We start from the raw sequence: 24737 nt of genomic DNA on the forward strand, positions 1-24737 counted from the left end.
TCCAGTGTCGGTCCCGAAATAAGCAGTAGATCTTCTCGCACGGCAATGTCCCTAATGAAAAGTCAGCAGCGTCCCTGTTGCTATTCATGGCGCGCCACACCCAGCCTGTCGATGCAAGGTTGTATCGACGTGGTGGTAAATAGTTAGTGCACTTGGATTGCGAGTCTACATTTGGGATCCAGGTGCCGGAAGGCGTAGTGCACCAGCCGTTACGCATAGCTACGTAGGCGGTTTCTTGGTGGTCATGACGAAAAACGCCCACTCCTTGAAGAGCGGGCGTTGTTTCTTACACGGAAGCTGGAACTGCAATCAAAGCGGGGAAGCTTTCTCCAGATGCAGCAACACATAGGGGTCTTTGTCGAACACCCCGGTGAGCGTAGGCGTGATCGAGCGCAACCGTGGGTCTTGCAACCCTTCGAAATCCTTCGCGCTCATAACCACCCACGCCGGCCCTTGCAGCGGCGCAAGGTCAGCGGATGACTGGGTAAACAGCGGCACCTTATCGCATTCGAAGTTGACCATGAACTTGATGGCTTTCGCATCTTTACCCAAGCCATGCAGCACTACAGGTGCCGGTTGTTGCATGATTTGGGCTTTGACTGCGAGGCTGAAGGTGCGAGTGTCATACACGGCACGCTCCAACGGTTCGACCACCACGATGTAAGTCGACCAGATCGCCAGTACTGCGGCGAATGCCGGGCCCAAGGTGCGCAGTCGAGGTTTGAACACGGCCAACAACGCCAGTACTTGAAGCGCGCCCAGTACCGTGAAGATCAGCCCCAGGCTGGCCAACTGCTCTGGGTAACGCCGCCGCGCCACCACCAGCCCGATCGCCAAGAGTGCCGGCAACAGCGTCCAGATGCCCAGCATCAAGCCGCGCAGCCAAGCAAACAATCGCCCTTGGCTGACCTGGAACGGGTAGGCCGCAATGATCGCGGCCATCGGCAGCATCGGCAGTATGTAACGCGCCTTTTTGGCCTGAGGTACCGACAAGCCCAACATCACCAGCAAGCCGGCCGCCGCGCAGTACAACACCAACTGCAGCGCAGGGTCCGGTGCCCGACGGCCGCCGAGCACGACTGCCAGCAGCACCAACAACGCCACCGGATAGGCCAGAGCGTAATTGCCCATGGAACTGGTGAAGTAATACAGCACGCCGCTGGAGCCTTCGGTGCCATCCATGCGGCCCATGAACTGCATGCGGATCACGTCCCGCAAGAACTCCTCGCCACCACTGAGCTTGGCCAGCAGCAGCAATAGACCGACACACGCCGCCAACAGGGCCAGGGCCAGCACACCAAAGGTGAACAGTTGGCGCCATTGCCGGTTGAGTAGGTAATAGCTGCACAATACGCCCGTTGGAATGACCAGGCCGATCGGCCCGCGAATCGCAAAACCCAGAATCAGCAAAAGAAACAGCCAGTGCAGACGTTTGGCTGCACCGAAGTGATCATGCGCATAACCCAGGTAGAACACCGTCAAGGCTACGGCAGCGAGCATCTGGTCCAGGGACACGGCACGGGTTTCGCTGATGAAGGTACTGCTGAGCAACAACATTGCGATGCTCAACAGCCCCCAACGCGCGGAGTAGGGCGCCGTAAGGCGATACACCAGCGTGACGATCAGCGCCGAAGCGATGGACGTGGGCAACCACGCCGTAAGACTGCTGACCTGGCCAAAAGGCAAGGACAGCAGCCATGTCAGTAACGTCGAAGTCGCCAGGTAGTCGGCGTAGGGCTGCCCATACGTCGTGGGGAAAAAGCTCGGCCCATGACGCAGCATTTCCTGGGCAAACAACACGAATCGAGAGTCAAACCCAATAATTGTCTGGTGCCAGTTACCGGCGATAAACAGCACCAACGCCAGGAGCCCAAGCCCCAGCGACTGGTGACGAATCGTTGCATTCAGCAGGGGCGGATGAGCTTTGTTCACGTATCAGTCTTCCTTGACTGGCGATACCCAGTTTTGTTGGGGAATCGGCAACTCGCAGGAGTCGCCACGGCCCATTGGGAAATATTTGAAGCCTTTGCGTGCCAGGCGCTCGCCGTCGTACAGGTTGCGACCGTCGAAGATCACCGGGTTTTTCAGACGATCAAGGATCAGGTCAAAATCCGGCGCCTTGAATTGCTGCCATTCGGTGCAGACGATCAGCGCATCGGCGCCGCTCAAGGCGGACTCCGGGGTACCCAGCAGCGTCAGGCGCGACTCGTCGCCGTAGATACGCTGGGTTTCCTGCATGGCTTCCGGGTCAAACGCGCGAACATTGGCGCCTGCTGCCCACAGGGCTTCCATCAGCACACGGCTTGGCGCATCGCGCATGTCATCGGTGTTGGGTTTGAAGGCCAGGCCCCACAAGGCGAACGTCTTGCCCTGCAGATCGCCCTTGAAGAAGGCATTGATACGTTCGAATAACTTGCTCTTCTGGCGTTGGTTAATCGCTTCCACGGCTTCCAGCAGGTCGCTGGAGCAATTGGCTTCTTTGGCGCTGTGGATCAAGGCACGCATATCTTTGGGGAAGCACGAACCGCCGTAGCCGCAACCAGGGTAGATGAAGTGGTAGCCAATGCGGGTGTCGGCACCGATGCCAAGGCGCACGGCTTCGATGTCGGCACCCAGGTGTTCGGCAAGCTCGGCGATCTGGTTGATAAAGCTGATCTTGGTGGCCAGCATGCAGTTGGCAGCGTACTTGGTCAGTTCGGCGCTGCGCAGGTCCATGAAGATGATGCGGTCGTGGTTGCGGTTGAATGGCGCGTACAGGTCGCGCATCACTTCACGCACTTCTTCGCGCTCGCAACCGATGACGATTCGGTCCGGGCGGCGGCAGTCGGCAACGGCCGTGCCTTCCTTGAGGAATTCCGGGTTGGAGACGATATCGAATACCAGGTGACGGCCAGCGTCGCGTAGGTTTTTCTCGATATGCGCGCGCAAGGTATCGCCGGTGCCGACGGGAACGGTGGATTTTTCCACCAGGATCACCGGCTCGACGCGATGACGGGACACGGCATCGCCTACCGACAGCACGTATTTCAGGTCAGCCGAACCGTCTTCGTCCGATGGCGTGCCCACGGCGATAAACAGTACTTCACCGTGTTCAACGGCGAGTTTTTCGTCGTAGGTAAAGTGCAGGCGTCCGCTTTCCAGGTTTTCCTTGACCATGGCGGCGAGGCCCGGCTCGAAGATGGTCACGTGGCCTTTCTGGAGCGATTCGACCTTGCTTTTATCAACGTCCATGCAGATTACATCGTGACCGACTTCGGCCAATACGGTGGCCTGTACCAGACCGACGTAACCACTACCAAATACACTGATTTTCATGGGGAATTCCTGGGGCTTGCAACGCTAGCACGACGAGAGTTAATAACCAGTACACCGAGGATGACCAAAGCCACCCCCAGGGTTTTTGAAAGCGAAAAATGTTCGTTGAACACCGGCAGGCTGGCCGCCAGCAGGTACACCAGCGCGTAGCTGATGCTGAGCAGCGAATAGGCGCGCCCCAGGGGCAAGTGTTTGAGCGCGCCGAGCCAGCACAGCATCGACAATGCATAGGCGATGATCGCCAGGATCACTACGCCCAAGGCGCCCAAGTCGATGGCGTTGCTGTTGAACGCGCTCAACCACTCTGCGGGCAACGGCAGGCGCGTCATGCTCCAGCGCATGCCCAACTGGGCGGCGCTGACCAGGCCGACACTGCCCAAGGCCAGGGCGAAGCCTTGAACCCGGCTCATACCTGACGTCCCAGCAGGACGACACCGGCGATGACCAGAACGACCCCCAGCCAGTGACGGCGATCAATGTGTTCATGAAACACAAAGTGCGCCATCAGCGTGACCAGTACAAAATTCACGCTGAGCATAGGGTAGGCGATGCCGACTTCCAGGCGCTGCAATACCAACAGCCAAACCAACAAGCCCAGGCCCAGGCAGACCAGCGCCGACCACAGCCATGGCGAACGCAGTTTCGGCGCCCAGCCGTCCGGCTGGTCGCGCCAGCTTTCCACAGCAAACTTCTGCGAGACCTGGCCCATGCACGTGAGGAGAGAGGCACCTAACAAAAGAAGCAGGGTGATCATTGCGTGACCTGTGGAAAGATCATGATCACGATATTGCCTTGCTCGTAGCGCTTACCGTCCTGGGGCAGCAGGTTCACTTCGGCGACTTCGTCGTCGCCCTTGACCCGCATGACCACGCCGACAGAGCCCTGTTTACGCGCGTCAGTCATCCATTGCTGGACTTCGTTGATGTCGATCCGGCGATGGGCAGTGTCCGGATAGGCGATGCCGTATTTCACTTCGCCAACGGTGTTGTAGAGAGCAACATCCGGACGCGCCAGGCGCCATGACAGGGCTGATGCTGCGCCCAGGTCATTGCTCAGCAAGGCGGTGGTCGGTTGCAATTCCTGCAAGTGGTCGATGATGAACTGATCCGGGGTCTTGTTGTACACCACCGAATGGGGCAGGGCGGCCGGCACCAATGCCACCAGCAACCAGCTGCCGATGACCGGCGCAGCCCACAGTTTCAAAGGGCGTGCGGCTTGCAGCAGGTTGGCGACGATCCAGCCGAACAAGAAGGTAAACACCAGCACCAGGCTGAGGGTTTCCTCACCGTGTTCGTACACCGGCTTCTTCAATTGAAACCAGCTGATCGCCAACAAGCCCAGGACACCGATAACCAGGTTCAACCAACCGTTGATGCGCAATGCACGGCCATGGCCCAGAGAGAGCTTGTCACTCAGGGTCGAGCCCATCAGCAGGGCCAGGGGCAGCAGGCACGGCATGATGTAGGACGGCAGCTTGCCTTTGGCCAGGCTGAAGAATGCCAGGGGCATCAACAGCCAAAGCAGCAGGAAAACCGTCTTGGGCAAGCGTTTTTCCAGCCATGCCTGTTTGACCGTAGACGGCAACAGGGCAACCCACGGCAACGAGAAGGCGACCAACAACGGCAGGTAATACCAGAACGGCTCGGCATGCTGGGCATCTTCACCGGCAAAGCGCTGGATATGCTCGTGCCAGAAGAAGAAGTTCCAGTAATCCGGCTCTTGCAGGTGTACAGCCAACGCCCAGGGCAGGCTGACGACAATCGCGACGATCACGGCCACCACGCCGTAACCGAGCAATTCACGAAAGCGTTTCTGCCAGATCGCGTAGGGCAGGGCGATCAATACCGGCAACAACCAGGCCAGGAAACCCTTGGTCATGAAGCCCATGCCACAGGCAAAGCCGAGCAAGGCCCAGGACCACAAGCGGCCACGATGCGTGGCGCTATCGAAACAGAACCACAGCGCGACGCCCGTCAGGTTGACCCAGAAGGTGAATTGCGGGTCCAGGTTTGCATAACCACCGAGCAACGCCACGCTGGCAAAGCTCATGTACAGCACAGTGCTGACCAGGCTTTTTTGTGGGTCGTTCCACAGCCGGCGAGACACAAGGTAGACCAGCAGGATGCTCAGCCCGGTGCTCAAGGCCGAAGCAAATCGCACGCCGAACAGGTTCTGCCCGAAGATCGCCTGGCCCAGCGCGATCATCCAATAGCCTGCAGCGGGTTTTTCGAAGTAGCGAATGCCCATGAAGTGCGGCGAGGCCCACTTGCCGGTCAGCAGCATTTCCTGGCTGATCTGCGCATAACGGGTTTCATCGGGAATCCACAGACCATGAGTGGCCAGCGGTAACAGGTAAAACACAGCAAACGCCAACAGGAGCAGGGGCAATGCCCAGCGCCGGATCATGCCTGCTGCACTCCGAGCCAGCCTTCTCGGCCGCTCAACGCACCGCGCACCAGCTGTTGCTGGGGCAGGGTGGTCACATCCGCGGGCAACAGGTCGCCCAGGGGTTTGAAGTCGATGCCGCGCTGCCCGGCTTGGGCCAGCAACTGGCGGAAATCATCAGCCATCAGAATCCCTTCTACCTCTGCGTGAATCGTGTAGACGTTCAGCTTCGACTCGGCAAACCGGTCAAGAATGAAGCCGTTGAAATCTTTGGCAGCCACCACCGGTCCGACGACTTCGTCGAAGGTCGGCAGGTCTACCGGAATTTGTGGGGTGCCCGCGCAGCCATCGGCCAATGTCGGTCGAAACAGGCTGGTGCCCCGGCAATCGCTGTTGTAGCGAAAGTTGAAACCTTGCTTGGCTTGCACCACGCGTTCATCGGCGCGCCAACCGGCGGCCGCTGAACAGTCGATACGCTCACCGAGAATGTCGCTCAGGGTGTCTACGCCACGTCGAATCTGCTCGATCAGCTGTGCGTCGCTCCAGCGTCCGGTGTTGGCCTGCCAGCCGTGGTGATCCCAGGCATGCAGGCCGACTTCATGGCCGGCAGCCTTGGCCTGGCGCATCAAGTGCCCCAGGTCACGGCCAATCGGTTTGCCCGGCCAGGCGGTGCCGGCCAGCAAAATATCCAGGCCATACAGCCCAACGGCGTTGGAGCGCAGCATCTTCCACAGGAATTGCGGACGGATGAGGCGCCACAAGTGGCGCCCCATGTTGTCCGGTCCAACGCTGAAGAAGAACGTCGCTTTTACCCCGGCTTCATCCAGGGACTCGAGCAACCGCGGCACACCTTCACGGGTGCCACGGTAGGTGTCGACGTCAATGCGAAGACCTGCCTGCATTACTTCTTGTCCGCGATTTCGAGCATGGCTTCTTTCAGGAAGAAGTCCAGGGTGTTACCGATGGTTTCGCTCATCTCTACGGTCGGCTCCCAGTTCAGCAGGCGCTTGGCGTTTTCGATGCTTGGCTTGCGGTGTGCCACGTCCTGGTAACCGGTGCCGTAGAACGCCTTGCTTTCTACGTCGCGGAAACCGGCAAACGGAGGGAAGTTGCTGCGCAGCGGGTGAGCTTCGAACTGACGCAGCAGTTCTTCGCCCAGCTGACGAATGCTGGCTTCGTTTTCCGGGTTGCCGATGTTGACGATCTGGCCGTCACACACACCATTTTCGTTATCAATGATGCGTGCCAGGGCTTCGATACCGTCAGCGATGTCAGTGAAGCAACGCTTCTGCTCGCCACCGTCGAACAGACGGATCGGGGTGCCTTCAACCAGGTTCAGGATCAACTGGGTGATAGCACGGGAGCTACCAATACGGGCGGAGTCCAGACGGTCCAGACGTGGGCCCATCCAGTTAAACGGACGGAACAGGGTGAACTTCAGGCCTTTGTCGCCGTAGGCCCAGATCACGCGGTCCAGCAGTTGCTTGGAGACCGAGTAGATCCAGCGTTGCTTGCTGACCGGACCCACCACCAGGTTGGAGGTGTCTTCATCGAAGTACTGGTCCTGGCACATGCCATAGACTTCGGAGGTCGACGGGAAGATCACGCGCTTGTTGTACTTGACGCAGTGGCGAACCAGTTTCAGGTTCTCTTCGAAGTCCAGCTCGAATACGCGCAGCGGGTTACGGGTGTATTCGATCGGCGTAGCGATGGCCACCAGCGGCAGGACCACATCGCACTTCTTGATGTGGTACTCGATCCACTCGGAGTGAATGCTGATATCGCCTTCCACATAGTGGAAGTTCGGGTGGCTGCGCAGGCGCTCGATGGCGTCGGAGCCGATATCCAGACCGTAGATTTCATAACGGTCGTCACGCAGCAGGCGCTCGGACAGGTGGTTACCGATAAAGCCGTTCACGCCCAGGATCAGTACGCGAGTACGACGTGGTTTGCGGCCGGACTCGGCACCGCGCAGTACGGAACCGTCCACCAGGCCCAGTTCATCAGCCAGGGAAGGGCCGGCCAGGTACAGGCCGTTTTCGTTGCGCTGACCGAACTTGACCACCAGGGAGTCTTCGCCGCAAGCAATGCGCAGCGGGTTGACGCTGATCACACGGCCTGGAGCCAGGCCTTCGTTGCCCTTGACCACTTCGGCTTGCCAAACAATCAGTTTGTGCTCGCCCACGGCGCAGAAAGCGCCTGGGTACGGTTGAGTGACGGCGCGAACCAGGTTGAACAGCTCTTCAGCCGGTTTTTTCCAGTCCAGCTTGCCATCAGCGGCGGTACGGCGGCCAAAGTAGGTCGCCTGGCTTTCGTTTTGGGCAGTTTCTGCCAGCTTGCCTTGAGCCAGTTGTGGCAGGGCATCGCGCAGCAGGTTGGTGGCCGCTTCACGCAGTTTGGCGTGCAGGGTCAGGCCGGTATCAGTACGGTCGATGACGACTTTCTGCTGGGCAAGGATCGCGCCGGCATCGGCACGCTTGACCATGCGGTGCAGGGTCACGCCGGTTTCGGTTTCGCCGTTGACCAGTACCCAGTTTGCCGGAGCACGGCCACGGTATTTAGGCAGCAGAGAGCCGTGCAGGTTGAACGCGCCTTTTTTGGCGGTGGCCAGCAGGGCTTCGCTCAGCAGGTTGCGGTAGTAGAAGGAGAAGATGAAATCCGGGTTCAGCTTGGCAATACGCTCGATCCACAGAGGGTGGTTGGCGTCTTCCGGTGCATGCACAGGGATGCCGTTGCGGGCGCACAGTTGAGCGACGGAACCGTAGAAATTGTTTTCCTTGGGGTCGTCGGCATGGGTGAACACGGCAGCGATGTCGTAGCCGGCAGCCAGCAGGGCTTCAATGCCTGCACAGCCAATATCGTGGTAAGCGAAGACAACAGCTTTTGAATTCATGGCGAAACCTGATCCGAAGGAGAAGTGGAGGTATGAGAAGTCGTCAGGCCGTCGACCACGACGACCGGAGCAGGTGCTGCGGGTTGGTTACGCAGCACTTTTTCAATAAAGAAGCGTGGACGGGCACGGACGTCACTGTACATGCGACCCAGGTATTCACCCAAGAGGCCCATGCCGATGAATTGACCGCCGGTGAAGACGAACAATACGGCGAACAGCACAAAAGTGCCGTCGCCGGCCCAAGTGGCGCCGAAGGCCAGGCGCAGAATGATCAACGCAAAGGCAAACACCATGCCCAACGCGGCCAGGCTGAAACCGACGATGCTCAGCAGGCGCAGCGGCGTGGTGGTCATGCAGGTCAGCAGGTCGAACATCAGGCTGATCAGGCGCATCGGGCTGTATTTGGACACGCCGTGTTCACGCTCGGCGTGATGCACCAGGATCTCTGTGGTGTGACGGGCAAAGCCGTTGGCCAGGATCGGGATAAAGGTGCTGCGCTCGCGGCAGGCCAACATCGCGTCGACGATGGTGCGGCGATAGGCGCGCAGCATGCAGCCGTAGTCGGTCATGGCCACGCCGGTCGAGCGCTGCACGGCCAGGTTGATCAGGCGCGACGGCCAGCGGCGAAAGGCTGAGTCCTGGCGGTTGTTACGTACGGTGGCAACCACGTCGTAACCCAAGGCGGCTTGCTCCACCAGGCGCGGGATTTCTTCCGGCGGGTTCTGCAGGTCGGCGTCGAGGGTAATCACCACGTCGCCCCGGCACTGCTCGAAGCCGGCCATGATCGCCGCGTGCTGGCCGTAGTTACGGTTGAGGATCACCGCCACCACGTTGCTGCCGTCTTCAGCGGCGGCGTCTTCGAGCAATTGGGCCGAATTGTCGCGGCTACCGTCATCCACCAGGATGATTTCGTATTCGTAAGCCAGTTGCTTGCAGGCCGCCGTCGTGCGACGCAGCAATTCAGGCAGGCTCTCTTGTTCGTTGTAGACCGGGATAACGATCGACACGAGATGAATAGGGTAGGGTTTCAAAGATTCAAGACCTCGGTGCTAGAGCGGTTGGAGCGTGAAAACAGCAGTAATCAGGGCTGATGGGCAGCTCACCGATTAAACGTAGCGTGGGTTTGCGGTATTCATTCGACTTTCCTGAGGACGGGCAATAATTTCTTCCATGGGCTAGCAGAGTAAAGACGAAATATATGAAAGGTAAAGCGTAATCAACAGGTTAGTCGGGAAAAACGCGGTTCGTTCTCAAGTCCTGCGGCCAAGATTAAGCGGAAAAATGTTGAACGAATATGAAAGGCAGATGAAAAACTCGTTTATTTGACAGGTAGACAGCTAGGGTTCAGCTAAGTGACTGAAGTGTCTAGGGATACCTTTCCATGGCAAAACCGCAGCGTTTTTCGAAGAGTGCCATCTGCCACCGGTTTTATTCAACAATCTTCTCTGCATTGCCCCTCAAGTGCCGGTAAAGTAAGCCATCTCTTGCCAGGGTACTCGGATGAATAGCGTGCAGCTTTTACGCGGCCAATTGCGGCCCGCGTTGTTGGGTTTGTTGATGACCGTGGCGTGTGTCACGACCGTGCGGGCCGATGACGGGGTAGCACTCACCACCGTCAGCCAGATGCCGGATGGCGTTGAAGTACGCGGCAAGCAGGTCGCGGCTTATACCTGGGACGACCGCCAAGGCAAGAATCTGCTGGTACTCGCCGAACAAGTCAGCGAGCGTGACGATGATGGCACCCAGTCGGCATTTGTCTACGCGGCCCAGTATTTGCTCGGCGGCGACCATCCCAAGCGCGTGTGGATGCTGTATGACGATGTGCAGCATTGCCAATTCGACGCAGGGCTGCGTTTTGACATGGCTGCCACCAAGGTCACCGATCTTTCCGGCGATGGCATCACCCAGGCCACCGTGGGTTATTCGCGTACCTGCACCAGCGATGTCAGCCCTCATGAATTCAAGCTGATCATGCATGTCGGTAAATCCCAGAAGTACCGCCTGCGGGGCGTCGATCGCGTAGGCGCGAGTTGGTGGGACGAGGAGGCAGGCGCATTGCGTGGCATGCCGTTGCCCAAGGATTGCAGCATCGAAGCACAACAGGCACTGGTCAGCCAGTACAAGGAGCAGGGCACTGAGTTACCGCTGCCTGGCTGCTATGGCGATGAAAAAGACTTTACCAAGGCGCCGGACAGCTATTTGGCGTTTATGCGTCAGCAGTGGTTTGCGCTGATGCAGAAACAGGACACTGATTGGAGCCAGTCCCAGACCCAGCCTCAAGACCCTACCGATGACGATGAATAGCCGGTGATTGTGTGCCAAAGCCGATCTTGCGTTAGACTCAGCTTTCGCCAATTCACTAAATATATCGATTAAACAATGATTTACTCGATATATTTAATCCAAAGGTTGATATGCCTTGGCTGAGTCTATCCGCAATCCCCTGACCCTCTACCTCACCCGCCTGGCGCCCTCCAGCCAACTGACCATGCGCTACGTGCTGCAGGACGCTGCCGACCGTTTGGGCTTCGAAGACACCAACCTCGAAGAGATCGACTGGCACCTGCTGCAGCCTGAACACGTCATCGCCCTGGTAGCAGCATTGCGCGAGGATGGTTATGCGCCCAATACCTCATCGCTGTATGTGAATGCGGTACGCGGGGTGATGAATGAAGCGTGGCGCCTGAGCCTGATCAGCCAGGATCACTTGTTGAAGATGCGCTCGGTCAAGGCCGCGCCCGGTACACGCCTGGGGCAGGGCCGTAACCTTCGCCGCACGTTGATCCGTGAAATGATGGACGTCTGCGCCGCCGACCCACGCCCCCAGGGCCTGCGGGACGCGGCGATCATCGGCATTTTGTATGGATCTGGCATGCGCAAGTCGGAGTCGGTCAATCTCGACCTGGCGCAGATCAACTTCGACGAGCGCAGCTTGCGCGTGACCGGCAAGGGCAACAAGGAACTGATCAAGTACGCACCGGCATGGGCGCTTGCCAAGTTAGAAACGTGGCTGGAGTTTCGCCGGGGACAGCTTAAGGAAGGGGAGGAGGACGATGCGTTTCTGTTCAACCGCATCCGCCGGGGTAGCCATATCACCCGTGAACGTATCACCAAACATGCGATTTACTACATCGCCCGTCAACGTGGCGAACAGGTGGGTGTGAAGATCATGCCCCATGACTTCCGACGATCCTTCATCACGCGAGTAATTGAAGAACATGACCTGTCAATCGCACAGAAACTGGCGCACCACACCAACATCCAGACCACGGCCAGCTATGACGTGCGCGACGACAATGAGCGGCGGCGGGCGGTGGATCGCTTTGATCTGTAAATGGGATCAACTGTGTGGGCAGGCATCACCTACCCGCATGTAGTCCAGTTCGTGACGCACGCCCTGGCTATCAACGTAGACCACATGCCCCTTGACCGGCCCACAAGTGGTCGACGCCGCATTGGTGTTACGCACAGCCTTGGCGATATCCAGGTCTTCGGCGTAATCGTCAGCCTGATTGACCGGCGTGTTAACCCCCGCATTGGGAGCGCCCTGAGCCGCGGCGAGGGCGCTGAATAGGCTCAGCACCACAATAAGCAGGTAACGCATGACGACCTCCAGCACCCATTGGTGGTGGTTTGACTGTGGTTGTCATTCTATAAAGCCGGGCCTTGAACCAGAATGGATTCCGGCCGATAGCGGATATCAGTGAAAACGATGTCAGGACCGTGCGGATGCCAAGTGGGCCGGCAAACGCCGCAAGGTCCACAGTGTCGTCAGCATCGCCGCGACGGCGCACAGTGCAATTCCCAGCAACATCGGTGCCGGCGTGTGGTCAGCGAACACACCGACCAACGTCATCGACAATGCAGCCGTGATCATCTGGATGGCACCCAGCAGGGCTGACGCAGAACCCGCTACCGCGCCATGATCCTCCAGGGACAACACACCGGCGGCGGGTAACAGCAGCCCGAGAAATCCGAAGCCGACAAACAGCAATGTCATCATTAATGCCAGGTTATTGCCCCACAGTGTTGTTGCCGCGAGCAGCGCCATAACGACGGCCACTGATATGACTGACCAGCGGATCAGCGGCGCCAGGCCAAAGCGAGCACTCAGGCGTGCCGTCAGTTGGCTCATGGCAAAGAACGAGGCCGCGTTGAGGGCAAAGCACAGGCTGAATTGCGTGGGCGTCAGGCCGAAGTATTCGATGTACACGAACGGCGCACTGCCAATGAACACGAAGAACGTGGCCAGGCCGAATCCGCTGACCACCGACAAACCGATAAACACCGGGTCGCGCAGCAACGCCCCGTAACTGCCGACCGCGTTGCGCAGGGTTTTGCCCAATCGTCGCTCGGCTGGATGGGTTTCCGGCAATTGCATGATGGTCATCACCAGACACAGCACCGCCACGACAGCCAGTACGGCAAACACTTCGCGCCAACTCCAGAGTGAGATAACCACGCTGCCCGCCAAGGGGGCCAGGATGGGCGAAACACTCATCACCAGCATCAGCAACGCCATCAGTCGAGCGGCTTCATGTCCGGTATAGAGGTCCCGAACGATCGCTCGGGGAATGACCATTCCGGCGCATGCACCAAATGCCTGCAGAGCACGAAAACCAATCAGTACTTCGATGGTGGGGGCCAATGCACAACCGATGCTGGCTATGGCGAAAATCACCAAACCGGCATAGATCGGTGGCTTGCGACCGAATACATCGCTGATGGGACCGTAGAATAATTGGCATACGCCAATGACCATGAAGAACACCGTCAAACTCATCTGCACGGCAGCCGGTGAAGCCTGCAAGCTGGTGCCAAGCGTAGGCAAGGCGGGCAGGTAGCTGTCGATGGCGAAAGGACCAATCGCGGTGATCAATCCCAGGAGTAAGGCGAGGCGGGCGATACTTCGGGGCATGAGGGTTCCAGGCTGCTGCAAAGGACCGTCAGCTTAGAGAGTGGGCTTGGGGTGTACAAGGTGGAGGTTCGCCCCGTTAAACTCATAGGGCACGGTAATAGGGACGGTTACCCATCAAGGGGCGCCCCCAGTTTTCCAAATTTTCACCCTGATTGCCTCCTGCTGAACACTTCGACGTATTTCGTGGGCACGCAGGTGACGCTCCCTTGGGTATGAAGTTTTAAGGTCACGGCAATTGCTGGCACAGAATGTTTAACTACATGCACCACTTGAAATGTCACGTGGCGGAGCGGTTGCTAAGTTGATGAAATCTGTCAGATAGCTTAAATCCGTTTCCCGATCAGGCTTTCGGTTGGATTAGTTGCAGGGTTAGCGCCCGGAGAAATAATCGAACCTCGCCATCATTAAGCCGCCTATAGGCTTGCTTACAATCCTTATCGCTATTTTCGATATCGGTATAAAAATTCGAATCCTTTGGCATTACGAATATCGCAGTTTTATCCGCATCGTCACCTTTTTCTGCCTCTACGCGAACTCTTGCCTTGAACGTAGCGAGTAGATTTTTTCTTTCTTCATTAGCACCTCCAGCAGGGCTGAGTGACCGGAATAGCGCAGATACATAGCTCAGGTAAGTTTCCGCATGACCATTCACAAAAATGGAGTCTGGCTTCTCCCCCCATGGGGTGTTCTCAAATGCGTGTCCAACAAACTCACCGTATGCGTGAAGCTGCCCACCCTGTGAGTAAACATGGGCATAGCTGTCACCTAGGGCGTGAATTAGGAAGCCTGTCTGCCAGTCGGGTTGGTTGGTGAGGAAAGATTGATGCACCAGGATTTCAAGCTTTGAGCGTCGGTATGCGACTGCTTGGCCATTCCCGCCATGCAAAGAGTGCAGGCTGTTGAGAATGTCATGCCTATAGCCCGTATACGCTGGCAGACCCCAGACGGCAACAAGAGGTGCTGAGTAACGTACGGCGAGGTCATCTGGGGCTTGGCTGTAGCAAGACAAACTTTCAATCCTATGTCTATCAAGGCCAAGCATGCTTGCAATGAAGCCAGACGTTGCGATATGGCCATCCTTTTCATATAGAGGTACAAGGTCAAGGTGTAGCTCAGACAGCACAGCTATATCCCCGCCCGGTACTTTTGGGCTTTTCACGCGCTCAGTAACGGGGACAGCGGTGAAATCGTGCTGAGAGGCACAGCTTGTGAGACCAATCAAGGCACTGGTGAAAACAAGTTTTTGGACTGCCCTGTGATATCCCATGTTTCTCTCCTGGTTTGAATACTCGGTGCCTCAGTTTTGCTTCGCAGCGGCGGCAGGTTTGGAGTCCTCAGATACCGTCGACTGGATACCTGGTATGGCGTAGATTCGGATTAAATCACTGCGTTTATCAGATAAATCGTTGATTTTGTTTTTTATCCGTATCGTTTCAGCTGTATCCGGAATAATCGTTTTGTCGCTAAGCCTCCCTTTCTCGTAGGTGATAGCGTCATCCACCATTTTCAATGACCCAGCCAAATCGACTTTGGAGTCTGATGATTTGGAGTTGGCACGAGCCAGAATGCTAGACACAGCAATAGGTATTGAGCACAGCTCGTGGTACGAGATCGCATCAGATAATGCGGCGGTAGGGCCGTACTCTTCGATGCTTTTATTCTGTTGCAGCACAATCCGTGTGAGCTCAGTTTTGCGCATGGTAAGGATTTCTTTTGCCACAGTTGGGACGAGCTCCCCCCCATACATTTCGTTATTGATCGAACCACGCATCTCGTTAGTGACCGCCGATGTTCCCGCCAAATTTTGAGCTGCTCGACCACCCACAACTGCGGCCGCTGCGGCAGTCGCTGTCGTAATAGTGCTGTACCAAACATTGGTCACTGCTCTTCGCCCATAGATCGACGAGATAAAGTCTCCACAGTAAATATCGGATTGTGCGAGCAAACTGAATTGAGCCTCGTTCCGTTTTTCCTTGGTGGGGCCGCCTTTATTAAGCGCATCAATGATTTCGTCGGTGGACTTTAGCTTGATCCCAGATACTTCTAGAATTGGATCTGCCCTATTAGGGGGCGTGAAGTGCGTCGGCCGATCAGAGCATGCTGTGCCCATCAAGACAACCGATAGCGAAAGCCCAAATTTCCACCATGAGGCTCTAGCCTCATCGCTACCGATAACTCCATTTGTAGGCACTGCCATAGCCGGTCCCCAAGTATCGTGCGCTCAGTAATATTTTATATAGCAGCGATTAGCCATAACGCCAGGCGATCAACGAAGAGAGTAGGGGAGCACTGCTTCACGGGCTGGAGTGCCTGTATGACGAGATCCTCGTTGATGAGGTGCAAGACCTCAGCAGTTACGACTGGGAAATTCTCGACGTACTGTTCCATTCGTCCATCGACATACGAATGGTCGGCGATACACGATGGGGATAGCTCAATTAAATAGCCATTTAGTTTAGTTATATTTTTAAGAAATAACGCAGATGGGAGAGGGCATACTCATTCAAGAACTTTCGGCAGGCTCGTGCCAGTCATGATTTTATTATCTGGGCCTATGAATTCGAACTCATCGCTGTAAGCGTAAATCTGTCTAGTCGCATCGCGGATAGTTCTACTGTTAAAAGCGGCAACAGCCTCTTTGTCTAATGAAACCATTCTTTCTGTGGTCTCATAATCACCGATTACAGCAAGACTTTTATTCAGTGGAATAAATGCCCTCACATCTTTTGACGCAAACCCAAGCCCCCAGCCATCGTCAATTCGAGATGCGTGAGGTATGAGGTGTACGGGGTAATCTGAGGTGATAAACCCTGGTGAATCATCGCCGGCTTTAAGAAAAATCCATTTTCGATCGGGCAGGCATTGATGAATATCTCCAATAATATTCAGCTCCAGTGACGCATGTTTAGATGTATTCATCTCTAACGCGGCAGCAGCCCCAGGTGATTTCAAGCCTTCCTGTCCCAGTGCCGAGATAATAAGTATCTGGTTAAGAGGTTGGACGCTCTCGGCAAATGACTGCCTACATATCAGACTCATGTTCGTTGCCATTCGATTTATTGAAGGTAACTCATGTGCCTGATTTTCGCGTCCGCGAAAACGACGGCAGGAGGCAGCACCAGGCTTCAAATCTGACCACCAGAGCCCCCCAGCTCCATATATGATAATTCGCATAATGTATATTATGTTAAATCAGGTGTTATGTCAGATATGTTCATGAGCGCGTTAAACCACTGATTCGACAAAGCCGCTTCTGACGTCCACTCTCTCAACGGGCCATGTCCTCGTGTTCATGGCGAGTCCTTGAATGAGGTGTGAATCGCCCCGGATTCTCTAGACACCTTGCAAGCTCAATGCGTACAGCTTTTCAAACGCTAAGGGCTCAATCCGCATTTACCCTGGCAGGCACAAAAACTGGACGCGGACTTCAAACCCCTCTTCTCGCCCCGTCGCCGGCGAAGCCAGGGCCATCGTCGCGTTGACACCCAGCACAATCGTTTTGGCAATCGCCAAGCCCAACCCTGAACCACTGGCTTCGCTGTTACCCCGCACAAAGCGTTCGGTCAGGCGCTGCAACACCTCCTCGGGCACGGCCGGGCCGCCGTTGATCACCTGCAGCAGCGCCTGGTCCGTGAGGCTGACTTCGACCGGCTGGTCCACGGCACCGTACTTCAACGCATTTTCGATCAGGTTGCGCAGCAGGATGCCAAACGCATCAGGGTCTATCGCTGAGTAAACGCTGCGCTGGGTGGGTAGTCGCAACTCAATTCGTTGCCCACTGCTGCGATTCCACTCGTCCACCCCGTGGGCCAATAACGGGATCAGGTCCTGGGGCGCCTCGGATAACAGCCCACCACCCTCGGCCTTGGCCAGTTGCATGAGCTTTTCCGAGAGCCGCGCCAGGTCGCGCAATGAGTTTTCGATCTTCGCCGCGCGCACGCGTAAAGGGCCTTCTGGTGCTTCTTGCCTCAAGCGCTGAATTTGCGCCAATGTCGCGGCCAGCGGCGTGCGCAGTTCATGGGCGCTGTTTGCGGTAAAGCTGCGCTCGGCCTCCAGCGTTTTGCGCAAGCGCTCAAGCAAGTGGTTGACCGCGTCGGCCAACGGGTCGATTTCTGCCGGCAGCCCTGCCACGTTGATCGCTGACAAATCCCCGGCCCCCCGGGTTTCCAGGGCGCGGCGATAAGCCAACACGCTGCGCAAGCTGATGCGCACAAATAACCAGGTGCCTAACAGACTGATAGGAACCAACGCCAACAACGGCAGCAACAACGCAAACAAGGCTTCCTGCGCCGCTTCACGGCGATGCGCCAGCGGTTCGGCAATCTCAATGAACAGCGTTTTGCGTAGCGCGCTAGCCCCATACAGCCGGTACTTTTCAGTGGTGGAAAACCCTTCATCCGGATGTTTGTTGAAGATCTTCGGGTTGGCATCGTGGGATTGCATCAAAATCCGGCCCTGTGCATCACGCACCAGATAGGTCAGGTATTCCTTGTGCATTTTCAGGGTGGCCACGTGTTGTGCTTCGCGGGGCGCCTCGCGGTTGCTGATCTCCAGCACGGCCAAGGGCAGGATGCGTTGCGCGGTCTCTTCCAGGGCGCTGTCGAACGCCTCGTTCAGTTCATGTTGCACCACCAACCAGGCACCGACGGTCGCTCCCAGCCAGAGCAAGGTCATTCCCAGGGTCAATCCCAGGCCGAGGCGTTTTTGCAGGCTTATCGGCGACTTCATACTGGCGTCAACCGATAACCCATGCCACGAACGGTCTCAACCAGGTCGCGTCCCAGTTTTTTACGCAGGCGACTGATATAGACCTCAATGGTGTTGCTCTCGATCTCCGCGCCAAAAGCGTACAGACGCTCTTCGAGCTGGGACTTCGACAGCAACGCATTGGGGCGCTGCACGAATGCCTCGAACAGCGCCCACTCACGTGCGGTCAAATCCACGGTGATACCGGCGCGCTGGACTGTGCGAGCGTTCATGTCGATCTGCAGTTCACCGAGTTTGATCTGCGGGTTGGGGTTACCGCTGTAACGTCGGGCCACGGCTGCCACCCGGGCCGAGAGTTCAAACAGGTCGAACGGTTTGACCAAGTAGTCGTCAGCGCCGGCATTGAGGCCGGCAATGCGATCGGATATTTGGTCCTGGGCGGTGAGGATAATCACCGGGGTCACGTTGCCTGCTGAGCGCTGCTCGCGCAAAAAGTCCAACCCGCGACCGTCCGGCAACATCAGGTCCAGCAGGATCAAGTCATAAGGCGTGGTGCGCACGCTATTGCTTGCGTGGTTCAGGCGCTGCACCCAATCAACCGCATGGCCGTCGTCGGCGATCTGCTCGCGCACTGCCTCCCCCAGCCCGGGGGCATCCTCAACCAATAAAACCCGCATCTGCTACCTCTCTTGATGAGTGTCGTGCAGCACCTTAACCGCCAGACCTGAGGTGAATCTGAAGATTCAGCTGGTTGTCAGGAATGCCCCTTAGGGTAGGCCACAGAGGCCTATCCGGCAGGAGACAGATCATGAAAACCGCATTTATTGCACGTACCGCGCTGTTGAGCCTGTTGCTCAGCGGTAGCGTGCTGGCCGATGACGACTGCAGCGAGCCCGTCAGCGATTGGCAACCGCGAGAGACCTTGCGTCAACGCGTAGAGCAGCAATACGGCTGGAGCGTGCAGCGCATCAAGGTCGACGACGGTTGCTACACGCTCAGGGGCACTGACCGCAGGGGCAACGCCATCGAGGCGCGTTATGCACCCGCCTCCCTGCGTCTGCGCACGTTGCACGTCAATTTCGGCGACGACGGCGATGCCCGGGACTACCTCGTCAGCCCGGGTGCTGAATGAGCATTTGGATTTCTCCCCGGGCTTTCAGGTTGTTGTCAGCCAGCAAGTCCAGGCTCTCGCTACAACGCTCAACCAGGACATCCTCATGAAAAAATTCATCGCTGCAACCTGCCTCGCCGGCGCCATTGCCTTGCCGGGGCTGGCCCAGGCCCGTGAAGTGACCCTGACGACCCAGCTCAAGGACTACAACGGTAATGATGCGTACCTGGCGATTTACGTCACCGATGACAACGGCCAGTACCAGAAAACCCTGTGGGTCGCCGGCAAGAAGGCCAAGTACTACCGGCATTTGACTGACTGGGCCCGCGGCAGCGGCCAGAACCCCAGGGAGTTTGATGGGGTCAGCGGTGCCAGTGTGGGCAGCGGACGCACCCTCAAAGTCAGTGTTGAATTGGCTGACACCTTGATTGATGCCGGGTATCAGATCCGAATCGACAGCGCCGTGGAGAACCAGCGTGAAGGACGAGCCGACATCAGCGTACCCCTGACCACCCAAGGATCAGGCAAGCCGGCAACCGGCAGCACTTACGTCAACGCGTTTACTTACGACCTGTAGCACCCACCCCTTCAGGAGGCTGAACATGCTTCGCCAGTTTCATTCGCTGCCCGGTCTGATCGCCGCCCTGTTGGTCATGATATTGGCCATCAGTGGCGCGGTATTGTCGGTTGATCCGGCGCTGGAACGCCTGCACAACACGTCGACCGCTGCCGGCCAGCTTAATGTCGGCCAGTTGGCGGAAGGCGTCGCACATCACTTTCCAGATGTGGAGCAACTCCAGCGCACCGCCTCCGGCACGGTCATCGTCTACTACAACCGCGATGGCCAGTCCGGGGCGGAAACGGTTGACCCACTGACCGGCCAGGGCCTCGCGCCCTACGCGCCGTCCACCTTCACCCGCTGGGTGAAAGACTTGCACCGCGCGCTGTTCATGGGCACACCGGGCCATGGCGTGTCGGGCGTCGGTGCGTTGTTCATGTTGATCCTGGCAGTGTCCGGCGCGTTGCTGCTGGCCCGGCGCCTGGGTGGCTGGCGCAACCTGCTGCGGCCACTGCGCGGCACGTTCAGCCAACGCTGGCATGCGGAAGTCGGGCGCCTGGCTTTGCTCGGGCTGCTGCTGTCGGCCGTAAGCGGGCTGTACATGGCCGCCACGACCTTCGGCTTGATCGCCGATGGCAGCCAGAGTGAACCGGCCTTCCCCACCCACCTCAGCGCCGGCCCGGCGTTACCGGTGGCGAACCTGCAGGCCTTGCAGGCCATCGACCTGAATGACCTGCGCGAACTGGTCTACCCGAGCTTGGGCAACCCAAACGATGTGTTCTCGTTGCGCACGGCCCAGGGTGTTGGCTACGTAGACCCAGTCAGCGGCGCCCTGCTGTCCTATCAACCCCACGACTCCATGCACACCGTCTACCAATGGGTCTATCAGCTCCACACCGCAGAAGGCCTCTGGTGGCTGGGCTTGCCACTCGGGCTCTGTGCCATCTGTGTGCCATTGATGAGCGTGACCGGCATCCTGCTCTGGTGGCGCCGTCGCAAAGCCGGTCCGAACATTCGCCACAACAGCCCCGCTCACTCGGCCGACAGCGTGATTCTGGTAGGCACAGAAAACAACACCACATGGGGGTTTGCCAACACGTTACATGCGGCCTTGCATCAGGCTGGGCACCAAGTGCACAGCGCGCCGATGAATGAATGGAAAGGCGAGTACCGCAACGCCCAGAGACTGTTGATCCTCACCGCGACCCACGGTGATGGCGATGCACCGGCGTCGGCCGCGCAGTTTCTGGCACGGCTGAACCTCAAGGGCGTCAAACCCGGCCTGCCCTTTGCAGTACTGGGGTTTGGGGACCGCCAGTTTCCACAATTCTGTCAGTACGCCCATCAGGTGCAGGCAGCGCTGGAACTGGCCGGTGCCTCACCGTTGCTGGGGATGGAAACCGTCAACCGCCAGTCTTCCCAGGAATTTGCGCGTTGGGGCCACGCCCTGGCCACAGCACTGGGGCATGACTTGGCCCTGGCCCATACACCGGAGCCCCCGCGCACCTATCAACTGGAGCTGGCCGAGCGCATCGTTTATGGCGAAGAAGTGAATGCGCCAACCCACGTCCTGCGCTTCAAGGCGCACAGCGAGCTACCGGGCTTCCAGGCAGGGGACCTGGTAGGGATTATCCCGGCGAATAGCCCAGTGCCGCGTTTTTATTCACTGGCCAGCAGTTCCACGGACGGCGTGCTCGAGATTTGCGTACGAAAACACCAAGGAGGCCTCTGCTCGCAACTCCTGCATGGCCTGGACCTCGGCGATGCGGTCGAAGCCTTTATCCAGCCCAACCCACAGTTTCGTCCTGCGTCGGGGGCACACCCGGTGATCCTGATCGGTGCAGGTACCGGCATTGGCCCGCTGGCGGGCTTCATTCGCAACAACACTGCCCGCCACCCGATGCATTTGTATTGGGGCGGGCGCAACCCGGCCTCGGACTTTCTGTACGAGCCTGAACTTAACCGCTACCTGGCAGACCAGCGACTTACCGCATTGCGCGCGGCTTTTTCCCAGGTACAGAACGGTGGCTACGTCCAGGACCGGCTGCGCAGTGATGCACTGTCCTTGCGCCGGCTGGTGGAAAAAGGCGCCCAGGTGCTGGTCTGCGGCAGTCGTGAAATGGCCAAAGGCGTGATGCAGACCCTGGATGAAATATTGGCTCCGCTGAACCTGAGCGTACTGACCCTCAAGGCACAAGGACGCTACCGTGAAGATGTCTACTGATGTGCAGCGCTACAACCTGAACGGCGAGACCATGGGCACCCGCTACACCGTGGTGTTCTATGCGGCGGCCGGCATCGACACCGAGGAAATCGGCCAGCGCCTGGCCCACGCTGTGAGCCGGGTGGACCGGCAAATGTCTACCTGGAAAGCCGACTCTGACCTCAACCGCCTCAACGCAGCCGCCGAGCAGGAATGGCTGCCAGTGCCCAAGGAACTGAGCACGGTGCTGGCCGCTGCGTTACGGGTCAGCCAGCAATCCGGCGGAGCCTTCGACATTGCCGTCGGCGATCTGGTGCAAGCCTGGGGCTTCGGCCCCGGCGAACAGACGATCACCGCGCAAGCACTCACGATGCCACTGCCACGCGCGCGACTGTCCGCCAGCGCGGCGCTGGTGGTGGACTCGCAACGCAATCGGGTGCGCAAACGGGCGCCGCTGAACCTGGATTTGAACGGCATCGCAAAAGGCTTTGGCGTCGATGAACTGACCCGTTGCCTGGAAGCGTCAAACATCACCCGCTACCTGGTCGGCATTGACGGCGAAATGCGTGCCCGGGGCATGAAACCTGATGCCCAACCCTGGGTCGTGGCAATTGAAAAACCCTGCCGCGGCGTGCGGGAAGTCATGGGCGTAATGGAACTCGTCGACGCCGCCATCGCCACGTCTGGGGACTACCGCCACTGGGTGGAGATGAGTGGGCAATCTTGCGCCCACACCATGAACCCCGTCACCGGCGCGCCGCTGCGCAACGCGCTCGCAGCGGTCACCGTCGAGGCGGGCTCGTGCATGCTCGCCGATGCCTGGGCCACGGCACTGATGGTGCTGGGCGAAGTTGAAGGCCCACGCCTGGCACAAGAACGTGGGATGGACGCACTGTTCGTGGTGCGCGACGGCGAACAGCTAAAAGAAATATCGATTGTAGGCGGCAAACTGCAAGCGCAGGCTGAGGCCTGCCGAATCCAATCTCGTCAATAACCTGAGTTCCGTTAATCCATGAAATTCATGCACAGGCACACCGAGCTCCACCGCAGTGACCGCATCGGCTGGCTGCGTGCCGCAGTCCTGGGGGCCAATGATGGGATCGTCTCCACCGCCAGCCTGTTGATTGGCGTAGCTGCCGCCAACGCCACCCACTCCACGCTGATCGTGACCGGTATGGCCGGGCTGGTGGCGGGCGCCATGTCCATGGCGGCGGGTGAATACGTTTCCGTGCACTCCCAGGCCGATACCGAACAGGCTGACTTGTCGCGGGAACGGGCCGAACTAGCCAGCAACCCGAAAGCCGAACACCGCGAGCTTGCCCACATCTACATGCACCGAGGGGTGTCATCCGACTTGGCCCACCAGGTGGCCGATCAATTAATGGCGCACGATGCACTGGGCGCACACGCCCGAGACGAGCTAGGCATCAGCGAAGCACTCACAGCAAAACCACTGCAAGCCGCACTCGCCTCAGCCGCCAGTTTCGTGCTCGGCGCAGCCTTGCCATTGGCGGTCATTTTCATCGCCCCGCGCGACAGTGTTGTGCCGTGGATATCCGGCATGTCGCTGGTATTTCTTGCCGGCCTTGGCGCCATTGCAGCCAGGGCCGGGGGGGCAAAAATAGGGATCGGCGCTTGGCGGGTAACCCTCTGGGGTGCGTTGGCCATGGGCATTACGGCAGCCGTGGGGGCGCTGTTCGGGGCGGTAGTTTAGTTAGCGCGTTTTTTGGGCGCGAAGACGGGGGGGTGGAGTTCGAGCGCTGCGAAGTGGCGCTTTGAAGGCATTTCTCAGCCCAAAAGCTTGAGCGCCACCCGAACCACGAACAGCCCCCAAATCAATGCCAGCAGGACGGTTAAAAAAAGCCATCTTGGCCCCATTACTTATTCCATTTTTTGACGTCTTCACTTCGTGTTATTCAAACACACCAAAACAAGACTTAATCTGATTAACAGAAACTATAAATAAACATTCGTCGACAACAGAAGTCGTCACGCTGCACGTTTATCGTTCTAAACTATGAGTCACACATACACGCTTTTGAAGAGGCACTCAACCATGGGATCCATTTTATGCCTATTCAAACGACAAGCTCATTTTAGAAATTACGCGCTCATGGATAGTAACGGTACCTGCATAGGGTTTAAACAATGCGATCACAATCCGGGAAGCCAATGGGTGCAGGTCGAAGAGATAAGCCTAGCACGGCTAACCAAAGCGCGACCTTGCACTAGTGATTCGGACACTGAACGGTCAAAAGAATAATACTAAATTCACTCTAACCTCACACTTTTTTCACATAACCTCCCCGTCAAACTACTTGGCAACCTTAAGAATCTTAACAATAGAAAGCGCTCTCAATTACTTCAATTAATCTTTAATTACGTTAACTATTAAAGAACGGCGCCGATAGTATTAGCTCACACTACAGTTCTTGAAGGGGATCAACATGACGTCAGCCATCAATGCTTCAACCCAGGTCACTTTGCCGAAAGTCACCGCCATGACATCCCCAAAAGCGCCCCCCGTGCGGGTAGACAGCGACGGCGATCATGACGCGAGCGGGCCGAGCGAAGTGCAACTACCCAAAGCGTCCTCCGCGTTGATCGGGACGCAAATCAACACCACAGCGTAAGTGAGTTTATGCG

At 57.7% G+C, this 24737-nt stretch carries 24 protein-coding genes; 9 read left to right on the forward strand and 15 right to left on the reverse strand.

What is annotated here, in order from left to right:
• Positions 1 to 309: 309 nt before the first annotated feature.
• The 8 genes from BFL40_RS11840 to arnC are packed head-to-tail and all read right to left on the reverse strand — an operon-like array spanning position 310 to position 9624.
• Positions 310 to 1932 (reverse strand): ArnT family glycosyltransferase, encoded by a 1623-nt coding sequence (locus BFL40_RS11840; protein WP_071484160.1) that lies wholly within the window; start codon positions 1930 to 1932, stop codon positions 310 to 312.
• Between the two features lie 3 nt (positions 1933 to 1935).
• Entirely contained in the window at positions 1936 to 3315 is a 1380-nt protein-coding gene (locus tag BFL40_RS11845; protein ID WP_071484161.1) for a UDP-glucose dehydrogenase family protein, read from the reverse strand.
• Positions 3312 to 3725: a 4-amino-4-deoxy-L-arabinose-phosphoundecaprenol flippase subunit ArnF gene (gene arnF / locus BFL40_RS11850; protein ID WP_071484162.1), complete on the reverse strand. Its 414-nt coding sequence runs from the start codon at positions 3723 to 3725 to the stop codon at positions 3312 to 3314. Before arnF ends, BFL40_RS11845 begins: the two co-directional genes overlap by 4 nt.
• Positions 3722 to 4069, reverse strand: coding sequence for a 4-amino-4-deoxy-L-arabinose-phosphoundecaprenol flippase subunit ArnE (arnE, locus tag BFL40_RS11855; RefSeq protein WP_071484163.1), 348 nt, complete (start codon positions 4067 to 4069; stop codon positions 3722 to 3724). Before arnE ends, arnF begins: the two co-directional genes overlap by 4 nt.
• Positions 4066 to 5721: a lipid IV(A) 4-amino-4-deoxy-L-arabinosyltransferase gene (gene arnT, locus BFL40_RS11860; protein ID WP_071484164.1), complete on the reverse strand. Its 1656-nt coding sequence runs from the start codon at positions 5719 to 5721 to the stop codon at positions 4066 to 4068. Before arnT ends, arnE begins: the two co-directional genes overlap by 4 nt.
• Positions 5718 to 6602: a 4-deoxy-4-formamido-L-arabinose-phosphoundecaprenol deformylase gene (gene arnD / locus BFL40_RS11865; RefSeq protein ID WP_071484165.1), complete on the reverse strand. Its 885-nt coding sequence runs from the start codon at positions 6600 to 6602 to the stop codon at positions 5718 to 5720. Before arnD ends, arnT begins: the two co-directional genes overlap by 4 nt.
• Positions 6602 to 8593 (reverse strand): bifunctional UDP-4-amino-4-deoxy-L-arabinose formyltransferase/UDP-glucuronic acid oxidase ArnA, encoded by a 1992-nt coding sequence (gene arnA / locus BFL40_RS11870; protein WP_071484166.1) that lies wholly within the window; start codon positions 8591 to 8593, stop codon positions 6602 to 6604. The genes arnD and arnA overlap by 1 nt, the downstream gene beginning before the upstream one ends.
• A complete protein-coding gene (arnC, locus tag BFL40_RS11875) occupies positions 8590 to 9624 on the reverse strand; it encodes an undecaprenyl-phosphate 4-deoxy-4-formamido-L-arabinose transferase (RefSeq protein ID WP_071484167.1) in 1035 nt (344 codons plus the stop codon). Before arnC ends, arnA begins: the two co-directional genes overlap by 4 nt.
• 469 nt (positions 9625 to 10093) lie before the next feature.
• On the opposite strand from arnC, the gene BFL40_RS11880 reads away from it, so the two are divergent.
• Together BFL40_RS11880 and BFL40_RS11885 are read left to right on the forward strand one after the other, a co-directional pair.
• The gene (locus tag BFL40_RS11880; protein ID WP_071484168.1) at positions 10094 to 10897 is read left to right on the forward strand and encodes a M949_RS01915 family surface polysaccharide biosynthesis protein; all 804 of its coding nucleotides are present in this window, start codon (positions 10094 to 10096) and stop codon (positions 10895 to 10897) included.
• Positions 10898 to 11012: 115 nt separating this feature from the next.
• A complete protein-coding gene (locus tag BFL40_RS11885; protein WP_071484169.1) occupies positions 11013 to 11927 on the forward strand; it encodes a site-specific integrase in 915 nt (304 codons plus the stop codon).
• Between the two features lie 6 nt (positions 11928 to 11933).
• On the opposite strand, the gene BFL40_RS11890 is transcribed toward BFL40_RS11885, so the two are convergent.
• From BFL40_RS11890 to BFL40_RS11905, 4 genes are all read right to left on the reverse strand, one after another.
• Positions 11934 to 12197 (reverse strand): DUF2790 domain-containing protein, encoded by a 264-nt coding sequence (locus BFL40_RS11890; RefSeq protein WP_071484170.1) that lies wholly within the window; start codon positions 12195 to 12197, stop codon positions 11934 to 11936.
• Between the two features lie 111 nt (positions 12198 to 12308).
• Entirely contained in the window at positions 12309 to 13511 is a 1203-nt protein-coding gene (locus BFL40_RS11895; RefSeq protein WP_071484171.1) for a multidrug effflux MFS transporter, read from the reverse strand.
• Positions 13512 to 13851: 340 nt separating this feature from the next.
• Positions 13852 to 14778, reverse strand: coding sequence for a hypothetical protein (locus tag BFL40_RS11900; protein ID WP_071484172.1), 927 nt, complete (start codon positions 14776 to 14778; stop codon positions 13852 to 13854).
• Positions 14779 to 14808: 30 nt separating this feature from the next.
• Positions 14809 to 15708: a hypothetical protein gene (locus BFL40_RS11905; protein WP_139213476.1), complete on the reverse strand. Its 900-nt coding sequence runs from the start codon at positions 15706 to 15708 to the stop codon at positions 14809 to 14811.
• A 104-nt stretch (positions 15709 to 15812) separates the two neighbouring features.
• Between BFL40_RS11905 and BFL40_RS33690 the strand changes: the two genes are divergently transcribed.
• The gene (locus tag BFL40_RS33690; protein ID WP_256254403.1) at positions 15813 to 15944 is read left to right on the forward strand and encodes a UvrD-helicase domain-containing protein; all 132 of its coding nucleotides are present in this window, start codon (positions 15813 to 15815) and stop codon (positions 15942 to 15944) included.
• 66 nt (positions 15945 to 16010) lie between these two features.
• On the opposite strand, the gene BFL40_RS11910 is transcribed toward BFL40_RS33690, so the two are convergent.
• From BFL40_RS11910 to BFL40_RS11920, 3 genes are all read right to left on the reverse strand, one after another.
• Positions 16011 to 16685 carry a DUF4238 domain-containing protein gene (locus BFL40_RS11910; RefSeq protein ID WP_083374529.1) on the reverse strand — a complete coding sequence of 225 codons (675 nt, stop codon included), beginning with the start codon at positions 16683 to 16685 and terminating at the stop codon, positions 16011 to 16013.
• Between the two features lie 219 nt (positions 16686 to 16904).
• Positions 16905 to 18239, reverse strand: a complete 1335-nt coding sequence (locus BFL40_RS11915; protein ID WP_071484175.1) for a sensor histidine kinase — start codon at positions 18237 to 18239, stop codon at positions 16905 to 16907.
• Positions 18236 to 18895 carry a response regulator transcription factor gene (locus tag BFL40_RS11920; protein ID WP_053256075.1) on the reverse strand — a complete coding sequence of 220 codons (660 nt, stop codon included), beginning with the start codon at positions 18893 to 18895 and terminating at the stop codon, positions 18236 to 18238. Before BFL40_RS11920 ends, BFL40_RS11915 begins: the two co-directional genes overlap by 4 nt.
• Positions 18896 to 19026: 131 nt before the next feature.
• Between BFL40_RS11920 and BFL40_RS11925 the strand changes: the two genes are divergently transcribed.
• The 6 genes from BFL40_RS11925 to BFL40_RS33700 all read left to right on the forward strand — a co-directional run bounded on the left by BFL40_RS11925 (position 19027) and on the right by BFL40_RS33700 (position 24724).
• Complete coding sequence (locus BFL40_RS11925) at positions 19027 to 19350, forward strand: PepSY domain-containing protein (protein WP_053256076.1); 324 nt, start codon at positions 19027 to 19029, stop codon at positions 19348 to 19350.
• An 85-nt stretch (positions 19351 to 19435) separates the two neighbouring features.
• Entirely contained in the window at positions 19436 to 19906 is a 471-nt protein-coding gene (locus BFL40_RS11930; protein WP_071484176.1) for a DUF2271 domain-containing protein, read from the forward strand.
• A gap of 25 nt (positions 19907 to 19931) precedes the next feature.
• A complete protein-coding gene (locus BFL40_RS11935) occupies positions 19932 to 22112 on the forward strand; it encodes a PepSY domain-containing protein (RefSeq protein ID WP_071484177.1) in 2181 nt (726 codons plus the stop codon).
• A complete protein-coding gene (locus tag BFL40_RS11940) occupies positions 22102 to 23085 on the forward strand; it encodes an FAD:protein FMN transferase (protein ID WP_071484178.1) in 984 nt (327 codons plus the stop codon). The genes BFL40_RS11935 and BFL40_RS11940 overlap by 11 nt, the downstream gene beginning before the upstream one ends.
• Positions 23086 to 23103: 18 nt before the next feature.
• The gene (locus BFL40_RS11945; RefSeq protein ID WP_071484179.1) at positions 23104 to 23805 is read left to right on the forward strand and encodes a VIT1/CCC1 transporter family protein; all 702 of its coding nucleotides are present in this window, start codon (positions 23104 to 23106) and stop codon (positions 23803 to 23805) included.
• 733 nt (positions 23806 to 24538) lie between these two features.
• On the forward strand, positions 24539 to 24724 hold the full coding sequence (locus BFL40_RS33700) for a hypothetical protein (RefSeq protein ID WP_139213475.1): 186 nt from the start codon (positions 24539 to 24541) through the stop codon (positions 24722 to 24724).
• Positions 24725 to 24737 lie beyond the last annotated feature (13 nt).

This window comes from Pseudomonas costantinii (assembly GCF_001870435.1).
In the GTDB taxonomy this organism is placed as follows: Bacteria; Pseudomonadota; Gammaproteobacteria; order Pseudomonadales; family Pseudomonadaceae; genus Aquipseudomonas; species Aquipseudomonas costantinii.

Bases quoted from the DNA above. Each gene is read 5' to 3' on its own strand.
- BFL40_RS11925 (WP_053256076.1), top strand. From the start codon at position 19,027: ATGAAAACCGCATTTATTGCACGTACCGCGCTGTTGAGCCTGTTGCTC.
- BFL40_RS11890 (WP_071484170.1), bottom strand. From the start codon at position 12,197: ATGCGTTACCTGCTTATTGTGGTGCTGAGCCTATTCAGCGCCCTCGCC.
- BFL40_RS11930 (WP_071484176.1), top strand. From the start codon at position 19,436: ATGAAAAAATTCATCGCTGCAACCTGCCTCGCCGGCGCCATTGCCTTG.
- arnE (WP_071484163.1), bottom strand. From the start codon at position 4,069: ATGATCACCCTGCTTCTTTTGTTAGGTGCCTCTCTCCTCACGTGCATG.
- BFL40_RS11845 (WP_071484161.1), bottom strand. From the start codon at position 3,315: ATGAAAATCAGTGTATTTGGTAGTGGTTACGTCGGTCTGGTACAGGCC.
- BFL40_RS11910 (WP_083374529.1), bottom strand. From the start codon at position 16,685: ATGCGAATTATCATATATGGAGCTGGGGGGCTCTGGTGGTCAGATTTG.
- BFL40_RS11900 (WP_071484172.1), bottom strand. From the start codon at position 14,778: ATGGGATATCACAGGGCAGTCCAAAAACTTGTTTTCACCAGTGCCTTG.
- BFL40_RS11880 (WP_071484168.1), top strand. From the start codon at position 10,094: ATGAATAGCGTGCAGCTTTTACGCGGCCAATTGCGGCCCGCGTTGTTG.
- arnF (WP_071484162.1), bottom strand. From the start codon at position 3,725: ATGAGCCGGGTTCAAGGCTTCGCCCTGGCCTTGGGCAGTGTCGGCCTG.
- BFL40_RS11920 (WP_053256075.1), bottom strand. From the start codon at position 18,895: ATGCGGGTTTTATTGGTTGAGGATGCCCCCGGGCTGGGGGAGGCAGTG.
- BFL40_RS11915 (WP_071484175.1), bottom strand. From the start codon at position 18,239: ATGAAGTCGCCGATAAGCCTGCAAAAACGCCTCGGCCTGGGATTGACC.
- BFL40_RS11940 (WP_071484178.1), top strand. From the start codon at position 22,102: ATGTCTACTGATGTGCAGCGCTACAACCTGAACGGCGAGACCATGGGC.
- BFL40_RS33700 (WP_139213475.1), top strand. From the start codon at position 24,539: ATGACGTCAGCCATCAATGCTTCAACCCAGGTCACTTTGCCGAAAGTC.
- BFL40_RS11935 (WP_071484177.1), top strand. From the start codon at position 19,932: ATGCTTCGCCAGTTTCATTCGCTGCCCGGTCTGATCGCCGCCCTGTTG.
- arnA (WP_071484166.1), bottom strand. From the start codon at position 8,593: ATGAATTCAAAAGCTGTTGTCTTCGCTTACCACGATATTGGCTGTGCA.
- arnT (WP_071484164.1), bottom strand. From the start codon at position 5,721: ATGATCCGGCGCTGGGCATTGCCCCTGCTCCTGTTGGCGTTTGCTGTG.
- BFL40_RS11905 (WP_139213476.1), bottom strand. From the start codon at position 15,708: ATGGCAGTGCCTACAAATGGAGTTATCGGTAGCGATGAGGCTAGAGCC.
- BFL40_RS11895 (WP_071484171.1), bottom strand. From the start codon at position 13,511: ATGCCCCGAAGTATCGCCCGCCTCGCCTTACTCCTGGGATTGATCACC.
- arnD (WP_071484165.1), bottom strand. From the start codon at position 6,602: ATGCAGGCAGGTCTTCGCATTGACGTCGACACCTACCGTGGCACCCGT.
- BFL40_RS11945 (WP_071484179.1), top strand. From the start codon at position 23,104: ATGAAATTCATGCACAGGCACACCGAGCTCCACCGCAGTGACCGCATC.